This window comes from Melittangium boletus DSM 14713 (assembly GCF_002305855.1).
GTDB classification, from domain to species: Bacteria; Myxococcota; Myxococcia; order Myxococcales; family Myxococcaceae; genus Cystobacter; species Cystobacter boletus.
Genome location: NZ_CP022163.1, coordinates 222,314 through 246,727, shown reverse-complemented (window position 1 = coordinate 246,727; position 24,414 = coordinate 222,314). Strand labels below are relative to the sequence as shown.

Genomic DNA, 24,414 nt, shown 5'->3' with positions numbered 1-24,414 from the left:
CCCCGTCGGCTACTTCGACTGGCCGTGTTTCTCCGTCTCGCGGCGCCGAGACAGGCCGAGCAGCAACCCGATCAAGCTCATCAGCCAGGGCAGGGCGGTGTCATCCGAAACCGAGGCGCAGCTCAGTCCACTGCCTTCCGCACGGGCATCGAGCCCCAGGTAGACGCTCCAGCTGTAGCCCAGTTCCGTCTTGTTGCCGGCCTGGTCCATCGCGTAGAGGATGAGCGTATGCGGGCCTTCCGGCAGATCGGAGAACGATACGCCTGATTCACAGTCCGTGGGGTCCTTGAGATCCAGCTTGCATTGGAAGGAAACCGCCTCATTCGCACTGAACTTGAAGGTCGCGGACACGCTCGACGAGTTCTTGAGGGGCCCTTCATCGATCGTCACTTCGGGAGGCAGGTTGTCGATTTCGATGTGGATGGGGGCGGAGACAGAGGTGCTGTCTGTGTTCAATGCTCTGTCCGTGATCCGCAGCGTGACGCTGTGTGGACCATCCTTTACACGGCTGGCCGGGATGACGAGTTGCCACTTCTCCGCCCCTTTCGGTTCTGCCTCGACCGCTGTCGTTCCGACTGGCTCGTTGTTTTCATCCAGAAAGACCGAAATGGTGCTTCCCGCCTCGCCGGGAGCCGTCCCCTCCAATGAGAGTGTCTTGTAGTGCCCTCCTTCTTGGGGACTATTGATCAAGGGTGCGAGCGGTATTTTTCTGTCTACTGTCCAGGAACAACATTTTTCAAGATCGTTGCCAGACTCAGGATCGTCAGTTGCTTGGCCGGTATTTCCCGCATCATCTGTGGCATAGATTGACAAGCTATACAGGCCATCGTCTTTTCCTTCGAAGGATAGTTGTATTGTGGTTTTGTCTGTTGTTCGGAGGCTGTCTTTGCTTCCATTTGGGTTGGTCAGCGTATATTTGAAAGTTGGCGTATCAGCCTCATTCTCCGCGATGAACTTGATCGTCACAGCGCCATTTTTGTTTCCTCCCGAACCTCCCTTTACCCAATCGGGGGGGCGCTGCGTCACGGCGATTACAGGAGCAGTATTGTCAAATGTCCAAGGCCAAGTTACAGCAGGGCCTGGCGGAGAATTCTCTGGGGACTCAATGTGGGCGTGCGCCTCGAAAGTGTAGGACCCCTCCCTCGGTGCTGTATATTTTCTGATGCAGCTAGGTGGCGCCTCAGGAAGGTCATTTGGTATTTCTTCGTCGCATTTGCATGGGACTTCCCATTTCTCTTCTTCTGGAAGGCGGCAGTTGACTTTGGATTCTGGTTTTAGTGGCTTTATCTTGAATGATATTTCTTTTTTGTTTGTTTTCTTCTTGGTTTCTCTGGTGTCTGGGACTGATTCGACGACCACGGTGGCCTGCTCTGTGTCGACAATCCACTCCCACTCTGCTGAGGTGGAGTTGTTTCCGGCTTTGTCTTCGACGGTAATCGACAATTTGTAGCTGCCACCATCTACTTCTCCAGTGAGCGAGTGCTGTGTGCATGTGAGTTCAGGAGAAGTGTACTCCTCGCCTCCTCGGAAGATCTTGCAGTCGAATTTTTCAATGGGCTCTGAAGGAGAGAAGGCGAGGGATACATGTGTGGATAGTATGGGGGTTTTGGTGTTGTCTGGCTTACCCCCAATTTTGATGGTTGGACGAGTAACATCCAATTCGAAGAAGAATGTGAGGGGGTCGCTTCTATTGGATGCCTTGTCTTCTGCTCGTATTTCCACGCCGTAGACGCCTGTTTCCAGGGGGGTCCATTGACCGGTCCATTTATCCGAGGCGTCGGCATACACGGTGACGTCTTGGACTGATTCGGTTGGATCACGCGGAATCAGCTTTAAGAGAACTTTGCTTTCATGTGCAGCTACGCCACGGATACGGATGGTGACTTGATTCCCCTCTTCGGTATCTACATCGTCAATTCCGAGTAGTCTTTGTTCATGGTTTTCAGGTTTTTTGTTTCTCTTGCCGAGCTCGATGGAACTTAGCGCAACCGGATCGGGACTCTTTACGTCCAGTATAAAGCAATGCGAGGCGGGCGCACTGACGTTCTTCGCTTCATCCATCGCCGTGATGGTTACGGAGTACTTCTGGGTGGTTGGAGGGCTCGGAAGATCCGTCGTGAGGCCGGTAGCCCAATTGCCGTCTCCCGAAAGGCCGTTTGTGTATGTTTTTGGTACGAGGTCTGAGGCGGAATTCAGCGTCACCGAGATCTCACTTCGGGCCTCTGCCCTACCTTCGATCAAGGGTTGAAGTGTCGTGACGAAAGGTCCCGTGTCGCTCGCACATCCGGCCTGGACGTCTTTTCCACCAATCTTGACGGCGTAGGGCGCGGCTGGTGCTTTGGTATCCAATATGAAATTGAGTGTTGTTGCTTCGCTCGTGTTGCCTGTGGCGTCCGTGGCGGTTACTTCCAGTTTGTATGCGAGTTCGACGGCTTCAGACTCCTGGGGAATAACCACACTCCAGTCCGTTGTGCTGCTGTGGTTATCGTTGGTTGTCACGTCCTGGAGTAATTCTCCAGATGCACTGAGCTGCCTTACCGTGATCTTGCTCCCACCCTCCATCTTCCCCATCAGCGGAAGGCCTCCTGACGACTCCAGATCGCTCGTTCCGATAAACATCCCATCCCTGGTTTGACGTGCAGGGGAACTGTTTTCCCCCAAGGCCAATGCGTAAGGTTTCTGAGGGGGAGTAACGTCAACTCGAATCTTGGGTTGGAGGGCTGATGTGGCTGAGTTTCCCGCGGCGTCGAGCGCTTGCACCGTCAGGGTGTACTCGACCTGGCCTTTGGGCGTGGCGGTATACTCCTTCAAGGGCGCAGGAGGAGCCACGCTCCACTTTCTATCGGCTTTTGCTGTCGTCTCTATAACCAGGGACTGTTTTGAGAAGCTGGCTGAGTCATCCGTCCATTCCAGGGTCAGTCTCACGAGATTGTTGGGGTCGGCGGTGCCCGCGATCAACGGCAACTTCGTATTGACGAGCGCGATGGGTGAGTCTGTCTTGGGTGCTTTTTCGGCTATCTTTATGTCGGATGGAGCGGTTGGAGCAATCGTATCCAGAGTGAAGCTCAGGCGTGCCGGGCTGCTCGAGTTGCCCGCCTGGTCCGTGGCCGTTACGCATAGGACATTCGTTCCTTGAGCATGGCTCGTCTGTGAAAGACTCGCTGTCCACTTTCCCTCTGGTGTATGAGATGCGGGCTCGCCAAGTGAAGCAGGCTCGCACTTTGAGTCGCCGGATAGTTGTGTCACCGCGATGCTGGCTCTCTCCTCCTTCGACCCGCTCACTGACAGACTGCTTGACACCAGATCCGGTGTTCCAATGAGCATCCCCTGGCTCACCGGCTTGCCGCCCAGCGTCTCAATCACGGGGACTGGTGGTGGGGTCGCGTCAACGGTGAAGTTTTTGCCAGAACTTTTGGCACTGTAGACACCCTGATAGGCTATGGCCGCCTTGATGGTATAGGAATCATCGCCCAGACGTTGTGGGATGATGTAATTGAAAACTCCGCCCGATGTGGCATAGGTGCGCCCTATTTCCACCTCGTTCAAGTAGAGGACGACCTGCCTATCGGCTTGGGCCGTACCGGTTATTTCAGGCTGACGATTCTTGGTGGGAGTAGTGATGTCGTTTAGTGACGGTGATGGCAACGACAGACCTGGAAATCCGCCTGGAAGCAGTGCAGTGGAGCCATTCTCGCCTGCATTGGTCGTAGCGTTTCCTTTGAACACCTGGAAGTTGGCGTTCGTACAAGTAGACGAAGTGCCTAGTTGGTAGAGGATGCGTCCACCACCACCACCTCCTCCTGCGCCTGCAACAGTATTGCCGCTGGTGCTTCGGTTTCCGCCGTTGCCGCCATTCGCGGAGATGCTCTTGCCTGAGCAGCTTGATGTGGTCGCCAGTCTCAGGACAATCGTGCCTCCCGCGCCGCCGCCCCCTCCTCCATCTGCACCTCCATCGCCTCCAGCCACCCCGGATGCACTGATGGGGCTCGAGGTGGTATCGGAAGAAACAGCCAAACTGTTTGCCCGAATGAACACGAGTCCCCCACCCGCGCCACCACTGACCCCGCTTGACTGCTGGCTCTTGGCGTGGCCACTGCCTCCGCCTCCACCGAATGTCAGTCGTTCGAGAGCGGAATAGATGAGAGGGATTCCTCCCATTCCTCCGTTGAATGAGGGCCCCCCAGCGCCACCTTGCCCCGCGTTTCCTCCCCCACCTCCTCCTGTTCCACCGCCACTCGCGGCGACACAGAATCCACCGCCCGCGCCATTGGCGAAGTTGCCCCGCCCCCATGCGGTTGAGCCCGATGTGTTGGTTGAGTCATAACGGGTGGTGTCGATTCCCTCTCCCTTTTTTGCATAGGTAGGGGGAGTACCGGAGATACCATTGCAACTCACGGTGTTTGTTGTGTCCGGCTGGTATAGACCGCCGCGAAATCCCATGCCATCCGCGTGGATCCGGCCAGTGCCGGAAAGAGTCACGGCGCCAGTTGCCAGGAACGCGACGATCCCACCTGTTTTACCGTTCCATTTCGCCGCGGTAATATCATTTTGGACCGTGAGGTTCGCGTATTCGGGGATGCGAACGACTTGGGTCGCGTCGGCCGCGTATGTATGGAGGAGGGGCTCCGAGAGGCTCAGTTGTAGGGTGGTAGGATCACCCGAGTCTACCGCCACGGCCGACAGTCGTGCGAACTCCCATTTTCCGACGTCTGAATTTCCAAGATCGAGTGGTTCTTCTTGCTCGTGCTCGATAGGGGGAACGATGCCGGTCGATTGTATAACCATGACCAGATCATTGGTCTGGAATGCATTGGAGGTGGTGCGGCCATGGTCGGCGGTCACCGTGTTCGAATGGAGCTTGATCCGCTTGTCCCCGGGAGCGAGTGGAGCGCGGACCTGGGCATAGGAGTTGATGACGCGGGCTGTTGTCACCGTCACGTCGCCATTTCCGGACAAGCCTCGCCCGAGTCCGACTGAATCTGGCCCGGCGAACGTTGGACTGGCCGCGAGCAGAATCCAGAGCAGCCATCCAGGTGTGGCGATGCGCCTCCATGCATTCGTGACTTCGGTGGACCCGCGTTTGGAGCAAGGGGTACGGCGATTGCGCCATCTCATGAGTAGTCCTCGGCTTCGTGGCCCCCCTGGGCCGATTCCACGACGAAGCGAAGACTACTCCAAAAACCGGGGTCCGCCGCATGGGTTCCGATTTCCAGGCGAGGCGAGCTGGAAAACGCCGATGCCCTCTCCCAGTTCACGGAAACCGGGGAGGGCATCGAGTATGTCGCACTCCGGATGTACTCTTACCGAAAGGTGGTACCCTTCACGGGCAATTGGTGATGGGCATGTCGGGGTTGCCGGTGTTGCGGGCGTCGTGCTGGTACTTGGGCCAAGGCGCTGTCTTGTCCAATCCGGGGCTGTCGACGACGAAGGCATAGAGCTGGCCATTCACGGACGGCACGTACAGCACGCCATGGGGCGTTCTGGTGGCGGTCCCTTCCGGGGTGCGCGAGCAATCCAGAGAAGGGGATCCCTGTGCGCGACCAACGCTGTCGCTGAGCTTCCAACGCGGTTGCAGGGAGTCCGTGGCCCAAGCGGAGACTTCGCCCAGCTCGCCGCTGGCACCACTCGCGGACGCGGCATAGAGCGTACCCGCGCTTCCCAGGACAACGGCCCCCGCGAAGCTGCCCGCCTCCATGACACTCCGATGCGTTTGAGAGGCGAAGTCGAGTGCAGTCAGGGGGGCGGTGCCCGAGGACACCTCTCGACCGAAAAAGAGGGTGTTGCCCGGACCCACGGTCAGTTGGCGGACCGAGCCCACGCCGTCGAATGGATCCTTGAGCTTCTCGGAGCCTCCGTTTTCAGGATCCGCCTGGAACAGTCCTCCCGACGTCGCGGTGCTGCCGGGCTCGGATGCGCCCACGAGGCGTCCCCCCCCCTGGGTGAAGGCCAGACCCACCACGGGGGTCCGGCGCAGGATCAAGGCGAACGCGGGCTTGGCACTCATCGCCGTGGGGGTGACGCCAATGGCATCGACGTCCCCGCGACCAACAGAACCGTAATAGGTCCAGATCCCCTTGACGACCATGCTCGCGCCGGGCCGGGTGTTCTGCCCACTGCTCAAGCCCATGCACCGGCCTTCCGCCTGAGACGAATCAATCCGGAGCGCCAGTGTGGCCGCCTCGTTGGTGTTGGCGAAGGTGTAAGCGGTCTCGACAGGGACGGTGTCCTGATTGAACAGCGTGTGGGTGATGGCCACGGCCGTGTTGATGGGTCCGAGGGTGACGCTGGATGACTCCAAGCACCGGGCCAGTGTGTGGCCCTTGGAATCCAGCGCGAAGAACACGCCCGAGCCACTGTCGCTCGTCCCCACGTAGATGCGCTCGCCAGCGCTCCCGGCTTCGCCTACCGCGGGGCTACTGGTCACAGGACCCAGTTGTGCCTCCCATTTCTTGGTTCCCTCTGGATTGAGGGCGAAGAACCTGCCCGTGGCGCTGTTGGTGCCAAAGTAGATGGTGCCCTTCTCGCCGAGGGCTGGGGAGGCGATGATGGGGCCCGATTTTCCATCGAAGGCCCATTTCCAGCGCGTGACGGGGAGGCGCGCGCTCACCGTGCGCTCATTGCCCGCCGGATCTTTGGTCGACACCTCGAGCTGGAAGTTTCCCCGGAAGTCAGGAAGGCCTGGACGCCACATGGGCACGGCGACCGTGAAGCAACCGCCGCTGCACGGGGTGACGGGGGTCACGGAGAGGTCCGTCACGTCCTCGCCCCCGTTGTGGCCGCGCACCACCACGCGCGGGGGGGCGGACTCGTCCGATTGGATGCGCACGTTCACGACCTGATCCCGCCGCCAGGCCTGGTCCGTCTTCGGGTCCACGAAGGAGAAACCTTCCTGCGCGGCAGGCGGTTGGGCCTCGGGCACTTGAAGCTCGAGAGTGGGGGCGGTGTGGTCCACGGTCACGCGCACCTCCGCGCTCCTGCTTCTCTGTTCCTCTGGAACCACCGCGCGCAGGATGTACTCGCCTTCCTCCGGGGGCACGGTCCAGACCGCACTGTACTTGCCGTTGGACGCCTCCCGTTGGGTGAGTGCCACGGGGGAGCCCCCCTCGGCGCGGGTCGCCGTGAAGTCCAATCGCGGCGGATAGAGGGCGTCCGTTCCCGGGTTCAGCTCCAGTTGCACCTCGAACGCCACTTCCCCTCCCGACCGCGCCAGCGCCCCTTCCGGGGTCACGACACGCAGCGCTGAATAGCGAGTCGCGTAGCATTGCTTGTGTTCGGAGTGGCAGTACTGGCCCGGATGAGCGCAGTCCGAGTCCTGTTCGCACGTGCCTGGACTGCTGCAGTCCGCGAATACGCCCAACAAGACCATGGCGCCCAGCGCCCTTTGCACCCGTACACTCATGATGACCTCCAAATCTTTTGACGATGGAGGGCGGAGATATCATGTTACTGCGGGTACATGCAGCCACCAACCTTCCGTCCGGGTCGTTGGACCCGGGTCACCGCCCACCGAGGTCGCTTCCCGTGAACTGCTTCTCCCGCATGAGACCTCTTCTTTTGCTCGCCATCACCCTCGTGTTCACTCCCGTGGCCTGGGGTCAGACGGAGCGAGTCGCACTCCACCCGTGCGAGTTCGACACGAAGGGCAATATTCGGCTCGACGACAACACGAAGAAGCTGCTCAGGGATGCATGCGATGACTTCGTGGCGAGGCGGTATCAGGAGGCGCAGAAGGTCTCCCTGCCGGAGGTGAAGAGTTTCCTTCTACAGGAAGGAGGGAGCTGCGCGAATCGAGAAGAACAGGCGCTCAATGGTTGTCTCGATGGACTCGCCCAAAAGCTCCAGGCAACCCAAGTCGTGCTCGTCACGCTTCGGTTGAGCCGTGAAAAGAAGCAAGAGGTGTTGTACGTCACGGAGTATATCGTCGATACCCAGGGACAAATCCCGAAGGAAGAGCAACGCGCGGTCCGTAAGAAGAGTGAAACCTGGATCGCGGTGTTCAAGGGAATTGAGCAATTATTCGCCTCCGCCGCGCTTCCACCGCTCTACTCCAGTGTGCTGATCCAAAAGCCCTCGGAGGGGGCCGAGCTTCCCGTTGGCCAGGAAGTCGTCGTGACCGCTCAACTCAAGGTTTCCTCTAAGCGGAGGTCTTTGCCCCACTCGAAAGAGTTGAGGTTCTCGGTGAGGCGGATCGACCAGGAGCAAGCCGAATCCCTTCCGCAGGTCGGATCAGATGGAGATACGTCCAGTGCCAGTTGGACGCCAGGAGAAGTGGGCTGGTACGTGATTCGAGCGTCCTGGCCTGGAAAGGACTCGCGGCCAGATTTGAGTGCCGAGATCAAAGTCCATGTTGTCGAGCCTCAGCCCCTTTGTGAGATAGAAATCCTGGAGCCGGCTCAGAATGCGAAGCTGTTCACGGGGCAAGTGGTGTCCGTTCATGCGAGGCTTGTTGCCAAGAATGGAGAACAAAAGGTCAAATGCCCAGAGGCCTTGAGCCCAGATACTCTAACCTTCTTTGCAATGCGAGGTGAGGAGTTGTCCACGCCGCCGACCCAAATGTCGGCCCAGAATGGTATATACAGCACCACTTGGGTGCCGATGAATGAAGACAAGTATACCCTTGTGGTTGCCTATCCAAAGGAGGGAGTGCCACGCGCTCTGCGACAGGTGACCGTTGAACACTGTGTCCCGACCGGGAGTCGTTGCACGCTCAAGAGGACCGCTTCCTGGGTTTCCGTGGGACTAGGCGCCGCCGCTGGTGTGCTGGCGGGCTGGTCCGCCTTCGACAGCCACACGGCCTACAAGGCGCTTGGTCAAGCGTATCAAGGTGGTGAAGCCCCGGATTTTTCTCGTAGCGAGGAAATCATCAGCCTGCGTGACCAGTACATCAGTCGTCGCAATCTGGCCGTGGGAAGTTCCATCGCGGCGGTCGTCCTGGCCGGGGCAGGTGGACTCTGCCTGTGGCACTGCGACAGTCCGGAACAGGAGAAAACCCCGCATGAGCCAGAGGCCATGCCAGGACAGACCCTGCTGCACGTAGGGCCCGGACAGGTGGGCGTGAGCGTTCGGTTACCCTGACGCCGAAGCCGTGCTTCGTTCGAGCCGACTCCTTCGTGACGGCGGATTCTAGCGCTTGTCGGTTGGCGAGACCCAGACGCCCCGGAAGCGCTTCCGGGCTGGATCCTTCAAGCGCTTGCACTCGAGCTCATCGAGCACCTGGGTGCCGTCGTCACTGAGCACGAGGATTCGGTCCTCGCTTTCGTAGGACACGAAGGCCTCGGGGTTGAGGCCGGTGAAGTCCGCGCCTTCCACGGGCGTGGGCTTCTCGGCCTTCCCATTCCAGACGAACAGGCGGGAGCCGTCGTTGCCGGACGGCGAGCCGCCGATGATGAGGTAACGGCCCCGCCAGCGACTCATGGAGCGGATGCCCTGGCCGCCCAGGTCCAGGAGCACCGCGGGCCCGAGTCTCGCGGGCTCGCCCTTCACCATCTCCGCCGGGTTCAGGAGCGTCACCGCGAGAGCCTTACCTTCGGGACGCGGGTTGCGGAAGCCAATCAGGAAGGACTTGCCGTCCTCCATGACCGTCATGCCCTCCAGGTTGAAGCCTCCGTCCTGCTTGGGGGCCAACCTGGCCGCTGCGTCCAGTCCGTACCCCTTGAGCTGCGGCGCGGCGAGCAGGTCGTCGAGCAGTCGCGTGTAGGGTTTCCCTTCGATTTGAAGGCTCTTGCCGTCCTCGGACTGCCGGGTCGCGAAGAAGCGCACCCGGTTGGCGTCCTCCTTCCCGGAACTCTTCCGCCCGTGGGACGTCAGCCAGAAGGCTAGGGGTGGAAGGGAGGTCGCCGCCTCGATGTCCGTCTCGGGCGTCTGCTTCTTGCCCGGGGGCAGGCCCAGGGCGGCGGAGACATCGAAGGTCTGGAGTGGGGCGCCCCCCTTGTGGCCGTCATAGACGCGCAGGACGTTGTTCTCGTCATCCCCCAGGAGGAAGCGGCCGTCGCTCAATTCCACGGCGCCCGAGGCGTCACAGGTGCCCTCGAAGGTGACGACCTGGCGGGCGGGGGAGGGCGGCACGGGAGGTTCCGTGGGCATGGTGCCCAGGGCCGTGGACAGGAGCAGGGTGATCGCGAGCATGGTCCTCCTCTAAGGGACGGGCGTTTCCGCCATATTTCCCGCGGAGGACAGACCCCGGGCGGGCTCCGTGGTTAAAGTCCCTCCTGGATGAACCTGTACGCGGAGATCGCCACCCTCGTCGCCGAAGGCCGCCCCTTCGTTCTCGCCACGGTCATCGAGAGCGCGGGCAGCACCCCCCAGAAGCCCGGCTCGAAGATGGTGGTGCTCGAGGACGGCTCCCTCCGGGGCACCGTGGGCGGGGGCGCCATCGAGTTCCAAATTATCGAGGCCGCTCGCTCCCTGCTGGCCTCCTCCGAGCAGACCCGCACCCTCGAGACCCACCTCACCCACGAGCTTGGCATGTGCTGCGGCGGCCGGATGAAGGTCTTCCTGGAGAAGCAGGAGGCCCCCGCCCGGCTCACCCTCTTTGGTGCCGGGCACGTGGCCCAGGAAGTGGCCGCCCTCGCTCACCACGTGGGGTTTCGCGTCACGGTGGTGGATGCGCGTCCGGAGTGGGCCTCGCGCGAGCGCTTCCCCGGGTGCGAGGTGCTGGTGAAGGATCCCGCCGACCATGCGCGCGCCCTGGCGCCCGATGCGCACGACTCCTTCTGCATCACCACGCATGACCATCCGCTGGATCAGGCCGTGCTGGAGGCCTTGCTGCCCAAGCCCGCCGCCTACCTGGGCGTCATCGGCAGCCGGCGCAAGGCGGAGCGCTTCCGCATGCGGCTCAAGGCGGCCGGGTTCGAGGAGACGGCCCTGGCGCGCATCCGCTCGCCCATGGGGCTGCCCATTGGCGCGTTGACGCCTCGGGAGATCGCCGTGTCCATCGTGGCGGAGCTCATCCAGGTGCGCCGGGGCGCGTGATGCTCAGCGCTTCTTGAAGAGCGCTTCCGCGGCGGACAGCAGTGCGTCCTGGGCGGGCTTGTCGCTCCGTCCTCCCTCACCCAGCTGGTAGAGGTCGCAGAAGTTGGCCGAGTTCTTGTCCGAGGGCACTTCCGCGAAGGGCTCCTTGCACTGCTTGGGGGCCCGCTCGTCGAAGTGGCGGCAGTTGCGGCAGGAGCGCAGTTCCTTCCCGCAGCCGGGGCACGTGTCGCGCCGGCCCACCTGGTTGCCCACGATGTCGAGGGCGATTCCGCAATGCGCACAGCCCGCCATGGCTCAGGCACGCGAGCGAGGAAGGCCCGCCCGGACGGGAACGGGGACGGGCTCGGGCATCGCCGAGGCGTCCAGGTCCTCGGTCGCCTCGTCCAGCGCGCCGTTCAACCGGCGCAGCAGGCTCAGCACCCAGGCACACGCCGCCGCCGCCGCCGCGAACAGGATGCCCAGCGTCTGCACGCGCTGCCACAGGTAGGCCTGCTCGAGCACCGCCCGGCGCTTGGCGAACGTCTCCAATTGCTGGGTGGCCACGGTGTCATTGAAGCTCTGGGTGTACTCGCTCGCCTGGGCCCGGCTGCGCTCCAGCAGCCACGAGGCCTCCGAGCGCAGCTGCTCCGCCCGGTGCCAGGCGCCCAGCGCACTGCCCGCGCACACCACGCACACGATTACCGCCGTTGTCACACTGAGCAGTCGCATACCCACTCCGGCTCGTGATTTTCCGGGGGGGTCGGGCTCCTCCGGCACTGCTCCGGCTTTGCGAAGACAGTAACGGATGCTAGGGACCGCATCCGCCATGGGCAAGCCCTACCGTCCGAAAGACCACTATTTCAAGAAAGCCAAGCAAGAAGGGCTCCGGGCCCGGTCCGCCTTCAAGGTGGATGAGATCCTCAAGCGCCATCCCTTCTTGAAGAAGGGGGCCTCGGTGCTGGACCTCGGGGCGGCGCCCGGCGGCTTCCTCCAGATATTGGCCGATGCCGTGGGGCCCAACGGCCGGGTGATTGGCGTGGACATCGTCCCCATCCGCCCCTTCAACCAGCCCTTCGTGAAGACGGCGGTGCTGGACGTGCTCGCGGACGACTTCGACGCGAAGCTGCTCGCGATGTACGACGGGCCGTTCGACGCGGTCATCTCCGACATGGCGCCCAAGACGAGCGGCATCCGCACCACGGACGAGGCGCGCAGTCTGCGGCTGGCGCGCAAGGCGCTCGAGGTGTCGCTCACCCGAGGCCGGACGGGCTCGGCCTTCGTGGCCAAGCTCTTCATGGGCGGGGAGTTCGAGGAGTTCCGCGACGAGGTGCGCGCCGGCTTCGAGGACGTGAAGCTCGTGCGGCCCGAGGCCACCCGGGGCGCCAGCATGGAGGTCTACATCGTCGGGCTGCGACGTCGCGTGGCCCCGGCGCCGACTCCGGCTTAGATATCCTCCCCATGCCGCCCACGGACACCTTTGTCGTCGAGGACATCAACGAGGCCCACGGTTTCGCGCGGCTGCGCGCGGAAGGGGGTTCGGGCCTCGCGCACTGTGGACTCTTTCCCGAGCTGCCCGACGGGGAGCTGAGCCCGTTGCGGCTCCAGGTGGGGGATCGGGTCTCCGGAGTGCGCCGGGGGCAGACGGTGTCCCAGGTCCAGTGGCTCGCCCAGGCCGAGCCGCCTCGGGAGTGGGTCCAGCGGGTGGAGGAATTGCTGCGGCGACTGGCGGACCGGGGCTTGCCCGTGTCCCTGGCTCCCGAGCCGATCGCGAATCATCAGTGGCGCGAGGGGCCGGGCAGTCCGCTGCTGGACGCGCTCAAGCCCCATTTGCGGCTCTTCTTCGACTGGGAGCGGGCCCACCCCTTCGAGGACGAGCGGTTGCTCGACCGGGTGGAGAAGGCCACGGCGGAGCACCTGCCGGGCTTCTCCGTCCTGCCGGTGCCGGGCGTGGCGCGCTTCCGCGTGGAGCCGGGCTCGCACGTCATCTCGGGCGGCGAGCCGGATTGGGAGAACCCCATGGGGCTCTTCGAGCTGCTCGTGGAGCACATCAACCAGGAACTGGGCCGCGCGGGCGCGAGCGTGCGCTGGAGCCCGGTGCACGACAACTGGGTGCTCGCGGACCAGGACGTGGTGGGGCTGCTGGTGGCCAACGGCGTGTTGCAGGGCCAGGCCTCGGCCTGAGCGTCAGACGAGCAGCGGCGCCTGGCTGGCCACGCGCTCCACGCAGGCCGCCACGTCGTTGGTGGGCGAGTTCACCACCCGGGCCACCTCCCACAGTTCCAGCGGAGAGGCCTCGTCCGGCACCAGCAGGGGTTGCAGGGTGGTGGCTTCCTGCGGCTCCGGGCGCAGCCAGATGTCCTGGGCCTCGGGCTGGAGGATGACGGGCATCCGGTCGTGGATGGGCGCCATCACGGCGTTGGGGCCGGTGGTGAGGATGGTGCAGGTGCGCAGCACCTCGCCCGTGTCCGGGGCCGTCCACTCCTCCCACAGGCCGGCGAAGGCCATGGGCCGGCCGTCCTTCCGGTGGAAGTAGTAGGGCGTCTTGGGCTTCGTGCTCTGCTTCCACTCGAACCAGCCGTCCACGAGCACCAGGCAGCGGCGGCGCTTGAAGGCGGAGCGGAAGCTGGGCTTCTCCGCCACGGTCTCGGCCCGGGCGTTGATGAGCTTGTTGCCGAGCGCGGGATCCTTCGCCCACGAGGGGACGAGGCCCCAGCGCGCCGTGTCCAGCAGGCGCGTGCCGTCATTGAGCACGACGGGCATCTGCTGGGTGGGGGCGAGGTTGTAGCGGGGGCGCTCGATGGCGGAGCGGACGCCGGCGAGGTTGAGCTCGCGGGCGATGGCGAGGGCGGGGGTCTGGATGGTGACGCGGCCACACATGTCCGCAGTATGCCCCCAGGCGCCGGGATGCGCACGAAGCCGTCACTCGCCGCAGGTCGGCCGCTCCTCGGTGGGGTAGAGGGAGGCGATGCCGTAGGTGCCGTTGCGGGTGCCGCACCAGATGCGCCACGCGCCATTCCCGAGGTCCGGAGCCGAGTACACGCCTCCCTCCTTCTGGGCCCCTCCGCGCGCGCAGCAGCGGGCGAAGGCGCGCGTGCCGATGGCCACCAGGGCCACGGGGTCCGTCTTCTGGGGGAAGCCGCCGAGCTTCTTCTCGGCGCAGGACCAGGGCGCCACGCCCCGGAAGCGGATGACGTACTGCGCGCCACGCAGGGACTGCGCGCCCCGGCCCGGGCCGTCGAAGCACAGCTTGCCCTCGGCCTCGAGCTGGGCATAGCGCGGCAGGTAGTGCAGACCGCCGATGTTCCGGGTCGTCCAGTCGTCGCCGCAGAAGACATGGGTGAAGGCGTTGCGCGGCCCGTTGCTCACCCACAGGCCGGTGAGCCACTCCACGTTCGTCTGGCGAGCACCCGGGCGTCCCGCAACGGACAGGGCCCGCTGGATGCGGGCATCGTCGTAATGCGCGGAGAGGAAGCGCCGCACGTCCTCGGAGCTCACGGCGGCATCGGGCCGGGCGGGACACAGGCCCAGCACCTCGCGGTCCACCGGCGTGAGGGGCGGCGCCTGCCGGAAGAGGGGAGGGCGGGTGCACTGGCGCTCACAGCCCGTGGCCTCGGGCGCCTGGGTGGGCAAGGGGGCCGCCTCGGGTGCTCGGTCCCTCGACGCGAGGAATTCTCCGCTCAGGCGCGGCTTGTCCGGCAGGTCCGCGGTGCCATCGCACTTCACCCAGCCCTCGCCCGTGGCGCTCTTCACCTTGCACCAGGCGCGCCCGGGGCCTCCCTTCTTGAGGACGGGATAGGCCGTGTCGGGCTCCACGGTGAAGACGACGGTCTTGGACTCGGGCTGCTCCACCGCTTCCAGCGCCACGCTGGTGACGAAGGCCCCCGCGGCATGGGCTCGCGCGGGCAGGAGACACAGGAGGCTCAGGACAAGGACGGAGAGGAACCGCATGAGGCCGGGAGGATATCCTTCTCCCATGCGCCCGGGGGGGGCTCCTCGGGCGGCGTCTGGGCGAGGGTGGATTCGGGCCGCCAGCCATGGGCCGTGAGCCACGCCCGCGCCTCGTCCGCTCTCTCCGCGTGGAGCGCGAAGTCCACCCGATCTCCCGCCATGGGCCGGACCGTGTCGTCGTAGAGCCGCACCTGGCCGTCTCGCACAAGGAGCACCGGGAGCAGGGTCTCCTCCAACGCCCGGCTCTCTCCCGGGTTCGAGGAGTCCACCTGCGGCGCCTCCAGCAGCCACCGCTCGAGCGACACCTGTCCCCGTTCGCTCCAGGAGGCCCACAGGTCGAGTCCGCGCTCATCGCCGAAGAGGATGCGGTTGTGCGTGCTCGCGTGCTCCTTGCGGATGGCCGTGTGTCCGCTGTGCATCGCCACCAGGCGGAGGGCCGCGCGGTCATGCTCGCGCACCTTGTTCGTGAAGAGCAGGTTCACCCCCTCGTTGACGGTGAGGCCCACGAAGCCGGCGCGGCCTTCCAGTTGGGCGCGCAGGAGCGTGCGCTCGTCCAACCCATCCCCGAAGATCACCTGGAAACCCTCTTCCTGGGCGCGGCGGCAGGCCTCGGCCCCCGTGTCCACCAGCGTCACGTTCTGATCCGCCGCCTTCAAGGCCCGCGCCACCAGGCGTGCCAGCCCGTTGGCCCCCAGGAGCACATACCCACCAGGTGCCGACCGGCGCACACCCAGCAGCCCCGCCACCCAACCGCCGCTCAGGCCCTGCACCACCACCGTCACCGCGATGACGAGGAACACGAGCGCCCGGAGCGCGGGGCCTCCCTCCAGGCCATGGGATTCCAACCGGGTGGCGAAGAGCGAGGCCACCGCCGCGGCCACGATGCCCCGAGGCCCCAGCCAGGCGATGAAGCCCCGCTCGCGCCAGGACAGCTTCGAGCCCTGCGTCGACGCCCACACCGCGAGCGGCCGCGCCACGACCATCAGCAGCCCCACGGTGGCGAGCCCCCTCCACCCGAGCGCCGTCACCTCGCCCAGCCGCACGTCCGCGGCCAGCAGCACGAAGAGCATGCCCACGAGCATCACCGTGAGCTGCTCCTTGAAGGTCACCAGTTCGCGCCGCACGGGCACGCCCGCGTTGCCCACCACGAGCCCGGCGGCGATGACGGCCACCACGCCGCTCTCCGGGGCGAGCGCGCCGCTCACCTGCCCGAGCCCCAACACCATGGCGAGGCTGAAGACATTGCGCAGCTCCTCGGGAATGGCCCGCTCGGACTTGAGCCCGCTCGCGATGATCCATCCGGCGAGGCTCCCCACCCCCAGGCCCACGCCCCAGCGCAAGGCCAGGGCCTGGAAGAAGGTGGTCAGGGCCTCCTCGGGCGGGCGCAGCGCCACCTCCAGGGCCACCACCGCGGTGATGGCGCCCACCGCGTCCACGAAGATGCCTTCCCCCTCGAGCACCGTCTCCACCGGACGCACCACCCGGATGCGGCGCAAGAGCGGGGTGATGACGGTGGGCCCCGTCACCATCACCAGCGTGCCGAAGAGCAGGGAATTCCTCCAGCTCCAGCCCATCACCCCCCGGGCCGCGAGCGCGCCACACAGGGCCGTCACCAGCGCGCCCACCGTCACGAGCCAGCGGATGACGCGGCCCTCCTTGCGCAGCCGGCGGACGTCCAGGCTCAGCGCGCCCTCGAAGAGGATGACGGCCACCGAGAAGCTGACGAGCATGGGCAGGGCGCCTCCGAGCGAGGCGGGCTGGACGAGGCCCAGGAGCTCGGGCCCCAGCAGCACCCCCGAGGCCAGGAGCACCACGATGCCCGGGATGCTCAGACGGCGGGCGAGGACCTGGGCCAGCATCCCCGCCATCAGGGCCAGGGCAACGGAGAGCGCGGGAGAAGAGGCGGCGTGTTCCATATCGGAAGGGCCAACCTAGCCACGACTTCCCTGGCGGCAGCCCTTCCATGGCCCGAGGGTCGGGCACGTGACGGATGTCGGAAACCCTAAATCAGCTTGAGCCGCGCCGACTTGTGCTTGCCGACCTGCACCAGGTACTCGCCCGCGGGCAGCTCGTGCTTGGGATCCATCACCTTCTCGCCGTTGACGCGCACACCGCCCTGGGCCATCAGCTTGCGGCCCTCGGTGCCCGAGGCCACCAGCTTCGCCTCGGCGATCGCCTTGGCCAGGGGCAGCGTCGGCGCCCCCGCGAGCGGCACCTCCACGAGCGGCTGCTCCTCGGCGACGACCTTCTTCTGGGAGTAGCGCTGCTCCCACGCCTGCATCGCCTGGCGGGCGGCCTCGGGGTTGTGGAAGCGCGCGGCCATCTCCTCGGCGAAGCCCGACTTGGCCACCTTGGGGTGCACCTCGCCCCGCTCCACCTGACCCTTGAGCGCGGCCAGCTCCGGCAGCGTGCGCGACGACAACAGCTCGTAGTAGCGCCACATCAGGTCATCCGTGATGCTCATGAGCTTGCCGTAGATCTGATCCGGCGGCTCGTTGATGCCCACGTAGTTGTCCAGGCTCTTGGACATCTTGTCGCCGGTGATCTTCCCGTCGACGAGCTTCGCGTCCAGGCCCTCGAGGATGGGGCCCGTCATGATGACCTGGGGCTCCATGCCCTCTTCCTTCATGAGCTGGCGGCCCATGAGCAGGTTGAAGAGCTGATCCGTCGCGCCCAGCTCCACGTCCGCCTTGAGCGCCACCGAGTCGTAGCCCTGCAAGAGCGGGTAGAGCATCTCGTGGAGGGAGATGGAGCGGTTCTCGCGGAAGCGCGTCTTGAAGTCGTCGCGCTCGAGCATGCGCTGCACCGAGTAGCGCGCCGCCAGGCGGATCATCCCCTCGGTGCCGAGCTTGTCGAGCCACTCGGAGTTGAAGCGCACCTGGGTGCGCTCGCGGTCGAGCACCTTGAAGACCTGCTCCTGGTACGTCTGGGCGTTGAGATTCACCTCGTCGCGCGTGAGCGCGGGGCGCGTGAGGTTCTTTCCCGAGGGGTCGCCGATGAGCGCGGTGAAGTCCCCGATGAGGAAGACCACCTGGTGGCCGAACTCCTGGAAGCGCCGCATGCGCGTGAGCAGCAGCGAGTGGCCCAGGTGGAGATCCGGCCGGCTGGGATCGAAGCCCGCCTTGATGACGAGGGGCTTGCCCGTGGAATACGAGCGCTCCAGCTTCTTCTTGAGGTCCTCGGCCACGTGGAGGTCCACGGTGCCGCGGGTCACTTCGTCGAACTGCTCCTGGGGAGTCGCCTTGCGCAGCGGTTGATCGGACATGGCGGCGCGGACCCTAGCCGAAAAGCCGCCGCGTGGGGCATGCGTTGTCCGGAGCGCGAGGCTCAGGTGCCCGGCAGGTGCTCGCGGATGCGCTCGATGGAGCGCGCCTTGCCCGTCTTGTCGTCCATGTCGATGACGACGCCCTGCAGGTACACGAGGTTCTTGGCGACCTCGTAGGGCGTGTGGCGCAGGGTGACGAAGCGCTCGACGGACAGCTCCTTGCGCACGCCGATGACGGAGTCGAGCGGGCCGCACATGCCCACGTCGGTGATGAAGGCGGTGCCGCCGGGCAGAATCCGCTCATCGGCCGTCTGCACGTGCGTGTGGGTGCCCACCACGGCGGACACCTTGCCGTCCAGGTGCGCGCCCATGGCGTTCTTCTCGCTCGAGGCCTCGCAGTGCATGTCCACGAGGATGCAGGGCGTCTGCTTGCGCAGCTCCGCCACCAGCTCCGGCGCCACCGCGAACGGGTTGTCCAGCGGCTTCATGAAGACGCGCCCCTCGAGGTTGAGCACCCCGAGCTTGCGCCCATCCGGCGTCTGGATGACGGTATGCCCCCGTCCCGGCGCCCCCTTGGGGTAGTTGGCCGGGCGCAGGAGCAGGTGAGGATTCTCCTCCACCCAGGGGAGGATCTGCTTCTTGGTCCAGAAGTGGTTGCCGCTCGTGAGGAGGTTGACCTCACAGTTCAGCAATGTTTCCGCCGACTCGGGGGAGATCCCGGCACCGCCCTCGCTGTTCTCCGCGTTGGCGATGACGAGGTCCACCGAGTGGCGGGCGATCAGCTTCGGGAGAAGGGTGCGCACGGCCTGGAGTCCAGGCTTGCCCACCACATCTCCCATGAAGAGTACTTTCACGTGTCGAGGAAATCCCAGTCGCGGTAGAGCCCGCGCAGCGTCTGCGACTCGGTGACGACGAGGTCCATGTCCACGTCGTCACTGTTCGTGGGGATGGTGTCGACGATCTGGTCGTTGAAGGCAAGTCCCACGCGCCGGCTGCGCGCCGAAGCCGCCTTCAGGGTGGCGTCGTAGTAGCCGCCCCCGCGCCCCAGCCGCTTGCCATCGGGCGAGAAGCCGAGTCCCGGCACCACGAAGAGGTCGATCTGATCCACCGCGATGAGGTCCGCGGAGTTGGTGGGCTCGCGGACGCCCAGGCGCCCGGGCTCCAGCTCGGCCTCGGACTTGATGGCCCGGAAGGCCAGGATGCGCCCGTGCACGTGCGAGAGCGGGTAGCAGACGATCTTCTCGTCCTGCAGGGCCGCGATGAGGATGTCGCGCGTGGGGACCTCGCCTCGGATGGGGGCGTAGAGCGCCACGGTACGTGCCTTGTTGTAGTAAGGCGTCGCCAGGAAGCGGGACTGAACCTTGAGCCCCCGCTCGTCGATGATCTCCGGCGTCATCGCCTTGCGCCGCGCCGTCAGTTCCTCGCGCAGCGACACCTTCCGACCCACTCCCTCTTGTGCCACCGTCTCGCTCACCGTCCCCACTCCCCGACAAGAGAAAGAAAAAAGTCCCCCGCGAAATGGCCGTGTGCCTAGCGTCCATTGAACCCTAAAAAGCCAGGTGGGACTCGAAGTCATGGAACCGTAGGCTTCCCTCATCCCGCGAGGGGAGGGCTTGCTCATGGAACCTGAAACGAACCCCGTGATGGACGTATCGGTTCGAATTTCTGCTGGGCATCACGCGCCCCGCAGGGGACAACACCTTGGAACTCCTGGAAAAACCCAGAAGCGCTTGAAGTGAATGATAAGGACGTGGGTGTGATGGGTCAAGCCATGGGTGTGCGTTTACACGCGCCCCCACGCCTTCTATGATGGGGCGCTCCCACTCATGGCGTCTGTTTCGAGAACAATCGGCCTCACGGCCCTCATCGCCATCGTCCCAGCGACCCTCCGGGCCGAGAGCCTTCCCAAGGGGAGCTACCAGACGGACGTGTGGGGCCGGGTGGAGTTGAATACCGAGCATGACCGGGTGGTCGGCTACGCGGCCGAGGGGGCGGCTTGCGGCCTGGCGCCCCGCGCCAAGGTCCTCGAGGGGGAGTGGCAGGGCCGGGTCCTCGTGGGTCAGATCACCGTCTGCCTCCAGGGAGCGTCCTGCCCGGCGCAGGCCTCGCTGCCCCTGCTCGCCTTCCTGGGCTCGGAGGATGGGACCTTCACCACCTATGTGCGGCCGCAGGCGGGCTGCATGGCCCCGGGCGCGGGCCTGGGTGGGCTCGTGGTGTTCTCTCCGGCGGCGCCGGGCGAGGGCACTCCCGTGCAGAGCGGTCCGGCGGTGGGCGGCCGCGTCAAGCGCAACCCCCAGGCCGCCAAGGTGGCGTTGGATCGGGGCGACCAGCTCATGAAGGAGAAGAACTGGTCCGCGGCGATCACTGAATTCGAGCGCAGCATCGCCCTCAACGAGCAGAGCTGGGCGGCGTTCCTCAGCCTGGGCACGGCCCAGTTGATGCGCAACGAGCCGAGGGCCGCCATCGAGGCCCTGGACAAGGCCCGGGTGATCAACAAGCGCGAGCCCCTCATCTACTACCATCTGGCGTGTGCCTACAGCCGCCTGGGAGACAAGAAGCAGGCCCTGTCCAACCTCGAGCAGGCGGTGGCGTTCGGTCTCGCCATCAATCCGGAGCCCGAGGATGACGGGCTGAGCAAGCTGCTGGGCTCGGATCTCGGCTCTTCCGCGCGATACACCCTCTTGATGCAACGCGCCGCCAACAACTCCAAGGCGTCTGCCGGCAGGCGGCAATCCCCGGGACCGTGAACTCCTCTGCTCCATCGAGGATCCCGCGCATCCTCGGCAACTACGAAATCCTGTCGGCGCTGGGCAAGGGGGGGATGGCCGAGGTCTTCCGGGCCCGGGTGCGTTCCGGGCCGCGCGAGGACTGGATCGTCGCCCTCAAGCGGCTGTTGCCCGCGCTCACCCAGGATCCCGCCTCGCTCGCCCTGTTCGCCTCAGAGGCGCGGCTCACCAAGCTGTTGGATCATCCCAACATCGTCCAGGTGCTGGACGTGGGCTCGGTCGCCGATCAGCACTTCATCGTGATGGACCTGGTGGATGGCAGGGATCTGGGTCACATCCTGCGCCGCTGCAAGCTGCGCGGCATCCACCTGCCGTTGGACTTCGCCATCTACCTGTGCCGGGTGCTGCTCGAGGCCCTGGCCTACGCGCACTCCCGCACCGGAGACCAGGGCGAGGCGTTGGGCATCGTCCACTGCGACATCTCGCCCTCCAACCTGTTCATCTCCCGGCTGGGCGACATCAAGCTGGGGGACTTCGGCGTGGCGCGCCTGCGCGTGGACGGGGTGCTGCAGGGCGGCGAGGTGCTCGGCAAGCCCTACTACCTGTCCCCCGAGGCCCTGCAGGGCTCGATCTCGCCCCAGGTGGACCTGTGGGCCGCCACCGTCGTGCTCTACGAGTTGCTCACGCTCCAGCGCCCCTTCACCGGGGCGACGCCGGACGAGGTCTTCACGAAGATCATCTACCGGGACTACCTGGCGCCGAGCCTCATCCGCCCGGCCATCCCCGAGGCCCTGGAGGAGATCATCCACCGGGGCTTCAGCAGCGACGTCTCGGAGCGCTTCCCCTCCGCCGAGTCCTTCGCGGAGGCGCTCGCGCCCCACTACGACGAGCGGGTGGGCACGCCCCTGGCCATCGCCGCCGTGGTCCGCGGGCTGTTCGGCACCACCGACGCGAAGTAGGGGAGGGCTCCGCTGGCCGCCCGCTCGTGGGTGCGGAGGCGGAGCCCCGTGCGGAAGTTTCCTCCCACACACGTGCGCCTGGATGGCGCCTCGGGAGGAGTCGGGATGGCGAACCAGAAAGACGACAAGCAGCCGCGGGAGCAGGAGGAGGAGACTCGCAAGGCGGGCACGGACTCCCCCGACGAATCGCATGAGGGGAAGCAGGGCTACGGCCAGCCACCCAAGGAGGTGGGTGACAAGCCCCTTCCGGACCAAAAATGGGGAGGCAAGTAGCCGCTACCCCTCGCCGAGGGCCCGGATTCGGGGCACCTGCTGGACCAGGGCCTCCACGACGCGCTCCACTTCCTCGGGCGTCGTGGTGGGCCCCATCGAGAAGCGCAGGGTGCCATGGGCCTGGGCGGGCGTGAGGCCCATCGCGAGCAGGACGTGCGAGGGAGACAGCGTCCCCGACGCGCATGCCGCTCCCGAGGACGCGCAGATGCCCTCCAGATCCAGGGCGATGAGCAACGCCTCGCCATCCGCGCCGTGGAAGGTGAGGTTGCTCGTATTGGGTACCCGAGGGGCGCCCGCTCCGTTCACCGTGACGTCCGGGAGCCGCTCGCGGACCTCTCGCTCGAAGCCGACCCGGAGCCGCCGCAGCCGCTCCTCGTGCGCGGGCTGTTCCTGGTGGGCCAGTTCCAGGGCCAGGGCGAACGCCTCCGCGTAGGGGATGTTCTGCGTGCCCCCGCGCAGGCCGGCTTCCTGGTGCCCCGGGGTGAGCGCCTGGACGTCCACGCCCTTGCGCACCACCAGCACCCCCGCGCCCGCCGGGCCCCCGAACTTGTGCGCCGACAGCGAGAGCAGCTCCGCGTCCACTTCCCGCAGGGTCATGGGCAGCTTCCCCGCCGCCTGGACCGCGTCCGTGTGGAAGAGGATGCCCCGGCGCCGGCATTCGCGTGACAGTTCCTCCACCGGCTGCACCACGCCCGTCTCGTTGTTCGCCCACATGAGCGAGCACAGCAGGGTCTCGGGCGTCAGGGCCTCGCGCAGTGCCTCCAGGGGCACCTGGCCGTCCCGGTCGGGGCGTACCCGCACCACGTCCGCGCCCAGGGCCTCCAACTGCTTGAGCGCTCCGAGCACCGCGGGGTGCTCGATGGCCGAACTCACCACGCGCCGCCGTCCGGGTTCCTTCCTCGCGAGCCACACCCCCTTGAGCGCCAGCGCGTCCGCCTCCGAGCCCGAGCCGACGAAGCACACTTCCTTCGGCTCGCAGCCCAGCACGCGGGCCACCCGGGCCCGTGCTCCGTCCAGCCGGCCTCGGGCCTCGCGCCCACCCCGGTGCACGCTGGAGGCGTTGCCGAAGCCTCCCTCGGAGAACGCCCGCGCGAGCAGCGTGGCCACTTCCGGCCGCACTGGCGCGGCCGCGTTGTGATCCCAGTAGATCACGGCGAGGGCGCGGACAGGAGCGCCACGGGCCGCTCGTCCGCGACGCCGAAGGCCTCCAGGAAACGCCGCACCAACTCGCGCTTGAGGGCCTTGCGCTGATGGGCCCGGCCCGACAACGGAATGCGCGCGCCCGCCATGCTGCCGTGGCCTCCCGCCGAGCCGCCGTAGTCCTCGCAGATCTCCCGGATGAGCCGCCCCGCGTTCATGCGCCGGTCCTTCACCCGCAGCGACAGGAAGAGCTGGTTGCGGAAGCTCGCGTACGCGAGCGACCACTTCATCCCCTCGAGGAACATCAACCGCTCGGCCACCTCGGCCACCATGTCCGGGGAGTAGACCTCCTCCAGGTCCGTCACGATGGCCGTGTCCCCGTACACCTTCGCCCGCTCGAAGGCCGTGTGGTACATCTGGAAGTAGCGCGCGGGCAGTTCCGGGTGCTCGATCTGCCCGAGCATCTGCTTGTCCGCCCGGGGAAAGAGCCACAGGTACGTGTCGATGTCCGTGGGGGTCGTCTCGCGCCCCAGGTCCCGTGTGTCCGCCTTCACGCCGTAGAAGAGGGCGGTGGCCACCTCGGTCGAGGGCTCCAGCCGCGCGGCGCGCAGGTACTGCGCCACCATCGTCGAGGTGGCGCCGTAGTCACCGCCCACGTCCGCGAACGGTGCCTCCAGGCTCTCGTCGCGCAGGGGGTGGTGGTCGATGACGATGTCCACCTCGCGCCGCAGTCGGGGCGGCACCGCGTGGTTGCCCGTGGGCGGCTGCGTGTCCACCAGCGCGAGCAGATCGTATTCGTCCAGATCCAGCTGGGCGATGGGCACCACGGGCAGGCGCAGCACCTTCACGAAGGCGATGTTCTCCGCGCGGCCAATGAGTCCGCTGTAGCCCACCCGGGCTTCCTCCACGCCCGCCCGCTCCTTGAGCAGTTGGGCCAGGGCGACTCCCGCGGCGATGGAGTCCGGATCCGGATTGTCATGGGTGAGGACGAGGGCCTTCTTGTGGCCCTTGGCGACCTGGATCAGCCGCTCCAGCCTGGCGCGGGCGGGAAGGGTCGCGAGGCGCGGTGACGGAGGCTCCGCGCTCTCGCCGCCTCCAGGCGTCCTGCGGCTGTTGGCTGTGGGGGTAGCGGGCATGGGGGCTGGGTTTTAAG

Annotated in this window: 20 protein-coding genes and 1 other RNA gene; 7 read left to right on the top strand and 14 right to left on the bottom strand. The window is 65.7% G+C overall.

The genetic code is table 11. From position 1 onward, the window contains the following. Positions 1–9 precede the first annotated feature (9 nt). Both agmC and MEBOL_RS01060 read right to left on the bottom strand, forming a co-directional pair. On the bottom strand, positions 10–5,115 hold the full coding sequence (gene agmC, locus MEBOL_RS40870) for an adventurous gliding motility protein AgmC (protein WP_157774693.1): 5,106 nt from the start codon (positions 5,113–5,115) through the stop codon (positions 10–12). A 205-nt stretch (positions 5,116–5,320) separates the two neighbouring features. Beyond that, the gene (locus tag MEBOL_RS01060; protein ID WP_157824001.1) at positions 5,321–7,399 is read right to left on the bottom strand and encodes a PQQ-binding-like beta-propeller repeat protein; all 2,079 of its coding nucleotides are present in this window, start codon (positions 7,397–7,399) and stop codon (positions 5,321–5,323) included. 122 nt (positions 7,400–7,521) lie between these two features. Between MEBOL_RS01060 and MEBOL_RS01055 the strand changes: the two genes are divergently transcribed. Next, positions 7,522–9,075 carry a hypothetical protein gene (locus tag MEBOL_RS01055; protein WP_170115421.1) on the top strand — a complete coding sequence of 518 codons (1,554 nt, stop codon included), beginning with the start codon at positions 7,522–7,524 and terminating at the stop codon, positions 9,073–9,075. Positions 9,076–9,123: 48 nt separating this feature from the next. Here the strand turns inward: MEBOL_RS01055 and MEBOL_RS01050 are convergent, their stop codons facing one another. Next, positions 9,124–10,125 carry a DUF3616 domain-containing protein gene (locus tag MEBOL_RS01050; RefSeq protein ID WP_095975673.1) on the bottom strand — a complete coding sequence of 334 codons (1,002 nt, stop codon included), beginning with the start codon at positions 10,123–10,125 and terminating at the stop codon, positions 9,124–9,126. A gap of 87 nt (positions 10,126–10,212) precedes the next feature. Here MEBOL_RS01050 and xdhC point away from each other — a divergent pair, with 87 nt between their 5' ends. Then, positions 10,213–10,971, top strand: coding sequence for a xanthine dehydrogenase accessory protein XdhC (gene xdhC, locus MEBOL_RS01045; RefSeq protein WP_095975672.1), 759 nt, complete (start codon positions 10,213–10,215; stop codon positions 10,969–10,971). A 3-nt stretch (positions 10,972–10,974) separates the two neighbouring features. Here xdhC and MEBOL_RS01040 read toward each other — a convergent pair whose 3' ends face one another. Both MEBOL_RS01040 and MEBOL_RS01035 read right to left on the bottom strand, forming a co-directional pair. Further along, on the bottom strand, positions 10,975–11,262 hold the full coding sequence (locus tag MEBOL_RS01040) for a hypothetical protein (protein ID WP_095975671.1): 288 nt from the start codon (positions 11,260–11,262) through the stop codon (positions 10,975–10,977). A gap of 3 nt (positions 11,263–11,265) precedes the next feature. Next, positions 11,266–11,679, bottom strand: coding sequence for a hypothetical protein (locus MEBOL_RS01035; RefSeq protein ID WP_157774691.1), 414 nt, complete (start codon positions 11,677–11,679; stop codon positions 11,266–11,268). 76 nt (positions 11,680–11,755) lie between these two features. Here MEBOL_RS01035 and MEBOL_RS01030 point away from each other — a divergent pair, with 76 nt between their 5' ends. Together MEBOL_RS01030 and MEBOL_RS01025 are read left to right on the top strand one after the other, a co-directional pair. Next, positions 11,756–12,397, top strand: a complete 642-nt coding sequence (locus MEBOL_RS01030; protein ID WP_095975670.1) for an SAM-dependent methyltransferase — start codon at positions 11,756–11,758, stop codon at positions 12,395–12,397. 11 nt (positions 12,398–12,408) lie between these two features. Beyond that, entirely contained in the window at positions 12,409–13,131 is a 723-nt protein-coding gene (locus MEBOL_RS01025; RefSeq protein ID WP_095975669.1) for a hypothetical protein, read from the top strand. Positions 13,132–13,134: 3 nt separating this feature from the next. On the opposite strand, the gene MEBOL_RS01020 is transcribed toward MEBOL_RS01025, so the two are convergent. From MEBOL_RS01020 to ssrS, 7 genes are all read right to left on the bottom strand, one after another. Next, on the bottom strand, positions 13,135–13,827 hold the full coding sequence (locus MEBOL_RS01020) for an SOS response-associated peptidase (protein ID WP_095975668.1): 693 nt from the start codon (positions 13,825–13,827) through the stop codon (positions 13,135–13,137). A 42-nt stretch (positions 13,828–13,869) separates the two neighbouring features. Then, entirely contained in the window at positions 13,870–14,898 is a 1,029-nt protein-coding gene (locus tag MEBOL_RS01015; protein ID WP_095975667.1) for an EndoU domain-containing protein, read from the bottom strand. Beyond that, positions 14,871–16,814: a cation:proton antiporter gene (locus MEBOL_RS01010; RefSeq protein WP_095975666.1), complete on the bottom strand. Its 1,944-nt coding sequence runs from the start codon at positions 16,812–16,814 to the stop codon at positions 14,871–14,873. Before MEBOL_RS01010 ends, MEBOL_RS01015 begins: the two co-directional genes overlap by 28 nt. Positions 16,815–16,900: 86 nt before the next feature. Further along, on the bottom strand, positions 16,901–18,163 hold the full coding sequence (gene tyrS / locus MEBOL_RS01005) for a tyrosine--tRNA ligase (protein WP_095975665.1): 1,263 nt from the start codon (positions 18,161–18,163) through the stop codon (positions 16,901–16,903). 62 nt (positions 18,164–18,225) lie between these two features. Further along, positions 18,226–19,017, bottom strand: a complete 792-nt coding sequence (locus tag MEBOL_RS01000) for a TIGR00282 family metallophosphoesterase (RefSeq protein WP_170115420.1) — start codon at positions 19,015–19,017, stop codon at positions 18,226–18,228. After that, positions 19,014–19,637, bottom strand: coding sequence for a 5-formyltetrahydrofolate cyclo-ligase (locus tag MEBOL_RS00995; protein WP_095975663.1), 624 nt, complete (start codon positions 19,635–19,637; stop codon positions 19,014–19,016). Before MEBOL_RS00995 ends, MEBOL_RS01000 begins: the two co-directional genes overlap by 4 nt. Positions 19,638–19,667: 30 nt before the next feature. After that, a non-coding RNA gene (gene ssrS, locus MEBOL_RS00990) (6S RNA) lies at positions 19,668–19,859 on the bottom strand. 130 nt (positions 19,860–19,989) lie between these two features. Here ssrS and MEBOL_RS00985 point away from each other — a divergent pair. The 3 genes from MEBOL_RS00985 (at position 19,990) to MEBOL_RS41735 (ending at position 22,121) form a co-directional block, all read left to right on the top strand. Next, complete coding sequence (locus MEBOL_RS00985; RefSeq protein ID WP_157774690.1) at positions 19,990–20,910, top strand: tetratricopeptide repeat protein; 921 nt, start codon at positions 19,990–19,992, stop codon at positions 20,908–20,910. Then, entirely contained in the window at positions 20,907–21,848 is a 942-nt protein-coding gene (locus MEBOL_RS00980; RefSeq protein WP_095975661.1) for a serine/threonine-protein kinase, read from the top strand. Before MEBOL_RS00985 ends, MEBOL_RS00980 begins: the two co-directional genes overlap by 4 nt. Before the next feature lie 105 nt (positions 21,849–21,953). Next, positions 21,954–22,121, top strand: a complete 168-nt coding sequence (locus MEBOL_RS41735) for a hypothetical protein (RefSeq protein WP_170115419.1) — start codon at positions 21,954–21,956, stop codon at positions 22,119–22,121. Between the two features lie 3 nt (positions 22,122–22,124). Here MEBOL_RS41735 and MEBOL_RS00970 read toward each other — a convergent pair whose 3' ends face one another. After that, a complete protein-coding gene (locus tag MEBOL_RS00970; protein WP_095975659.1) occupies positions 22,125–23,273 on the bottom strand; it encodes a cysteine desulfurase family protein in 1,149 nt (382 codons plus the stop codon). Further along, positions 23,270–24,397 carry a DHH family phosphoesterase gene (locus MEBOL_RS00965; RefSeq protein ID WP_095975658.1) on the bottom strand — a complete coding sequence of 376 codons (1,128 nt, stop codon included), beginning with the start codon at positions 24,395–24,397 and terminating at the stop codon, positions 23,270–23,272. The genes MEBOL_RS00970 and MEBOL_RS00965 overlap by 4 nt, the downstream gene beginning before the upstream one ends. Between the last annotated feature and the right edge of the window lie 17 nt (positions 24,398–24,414).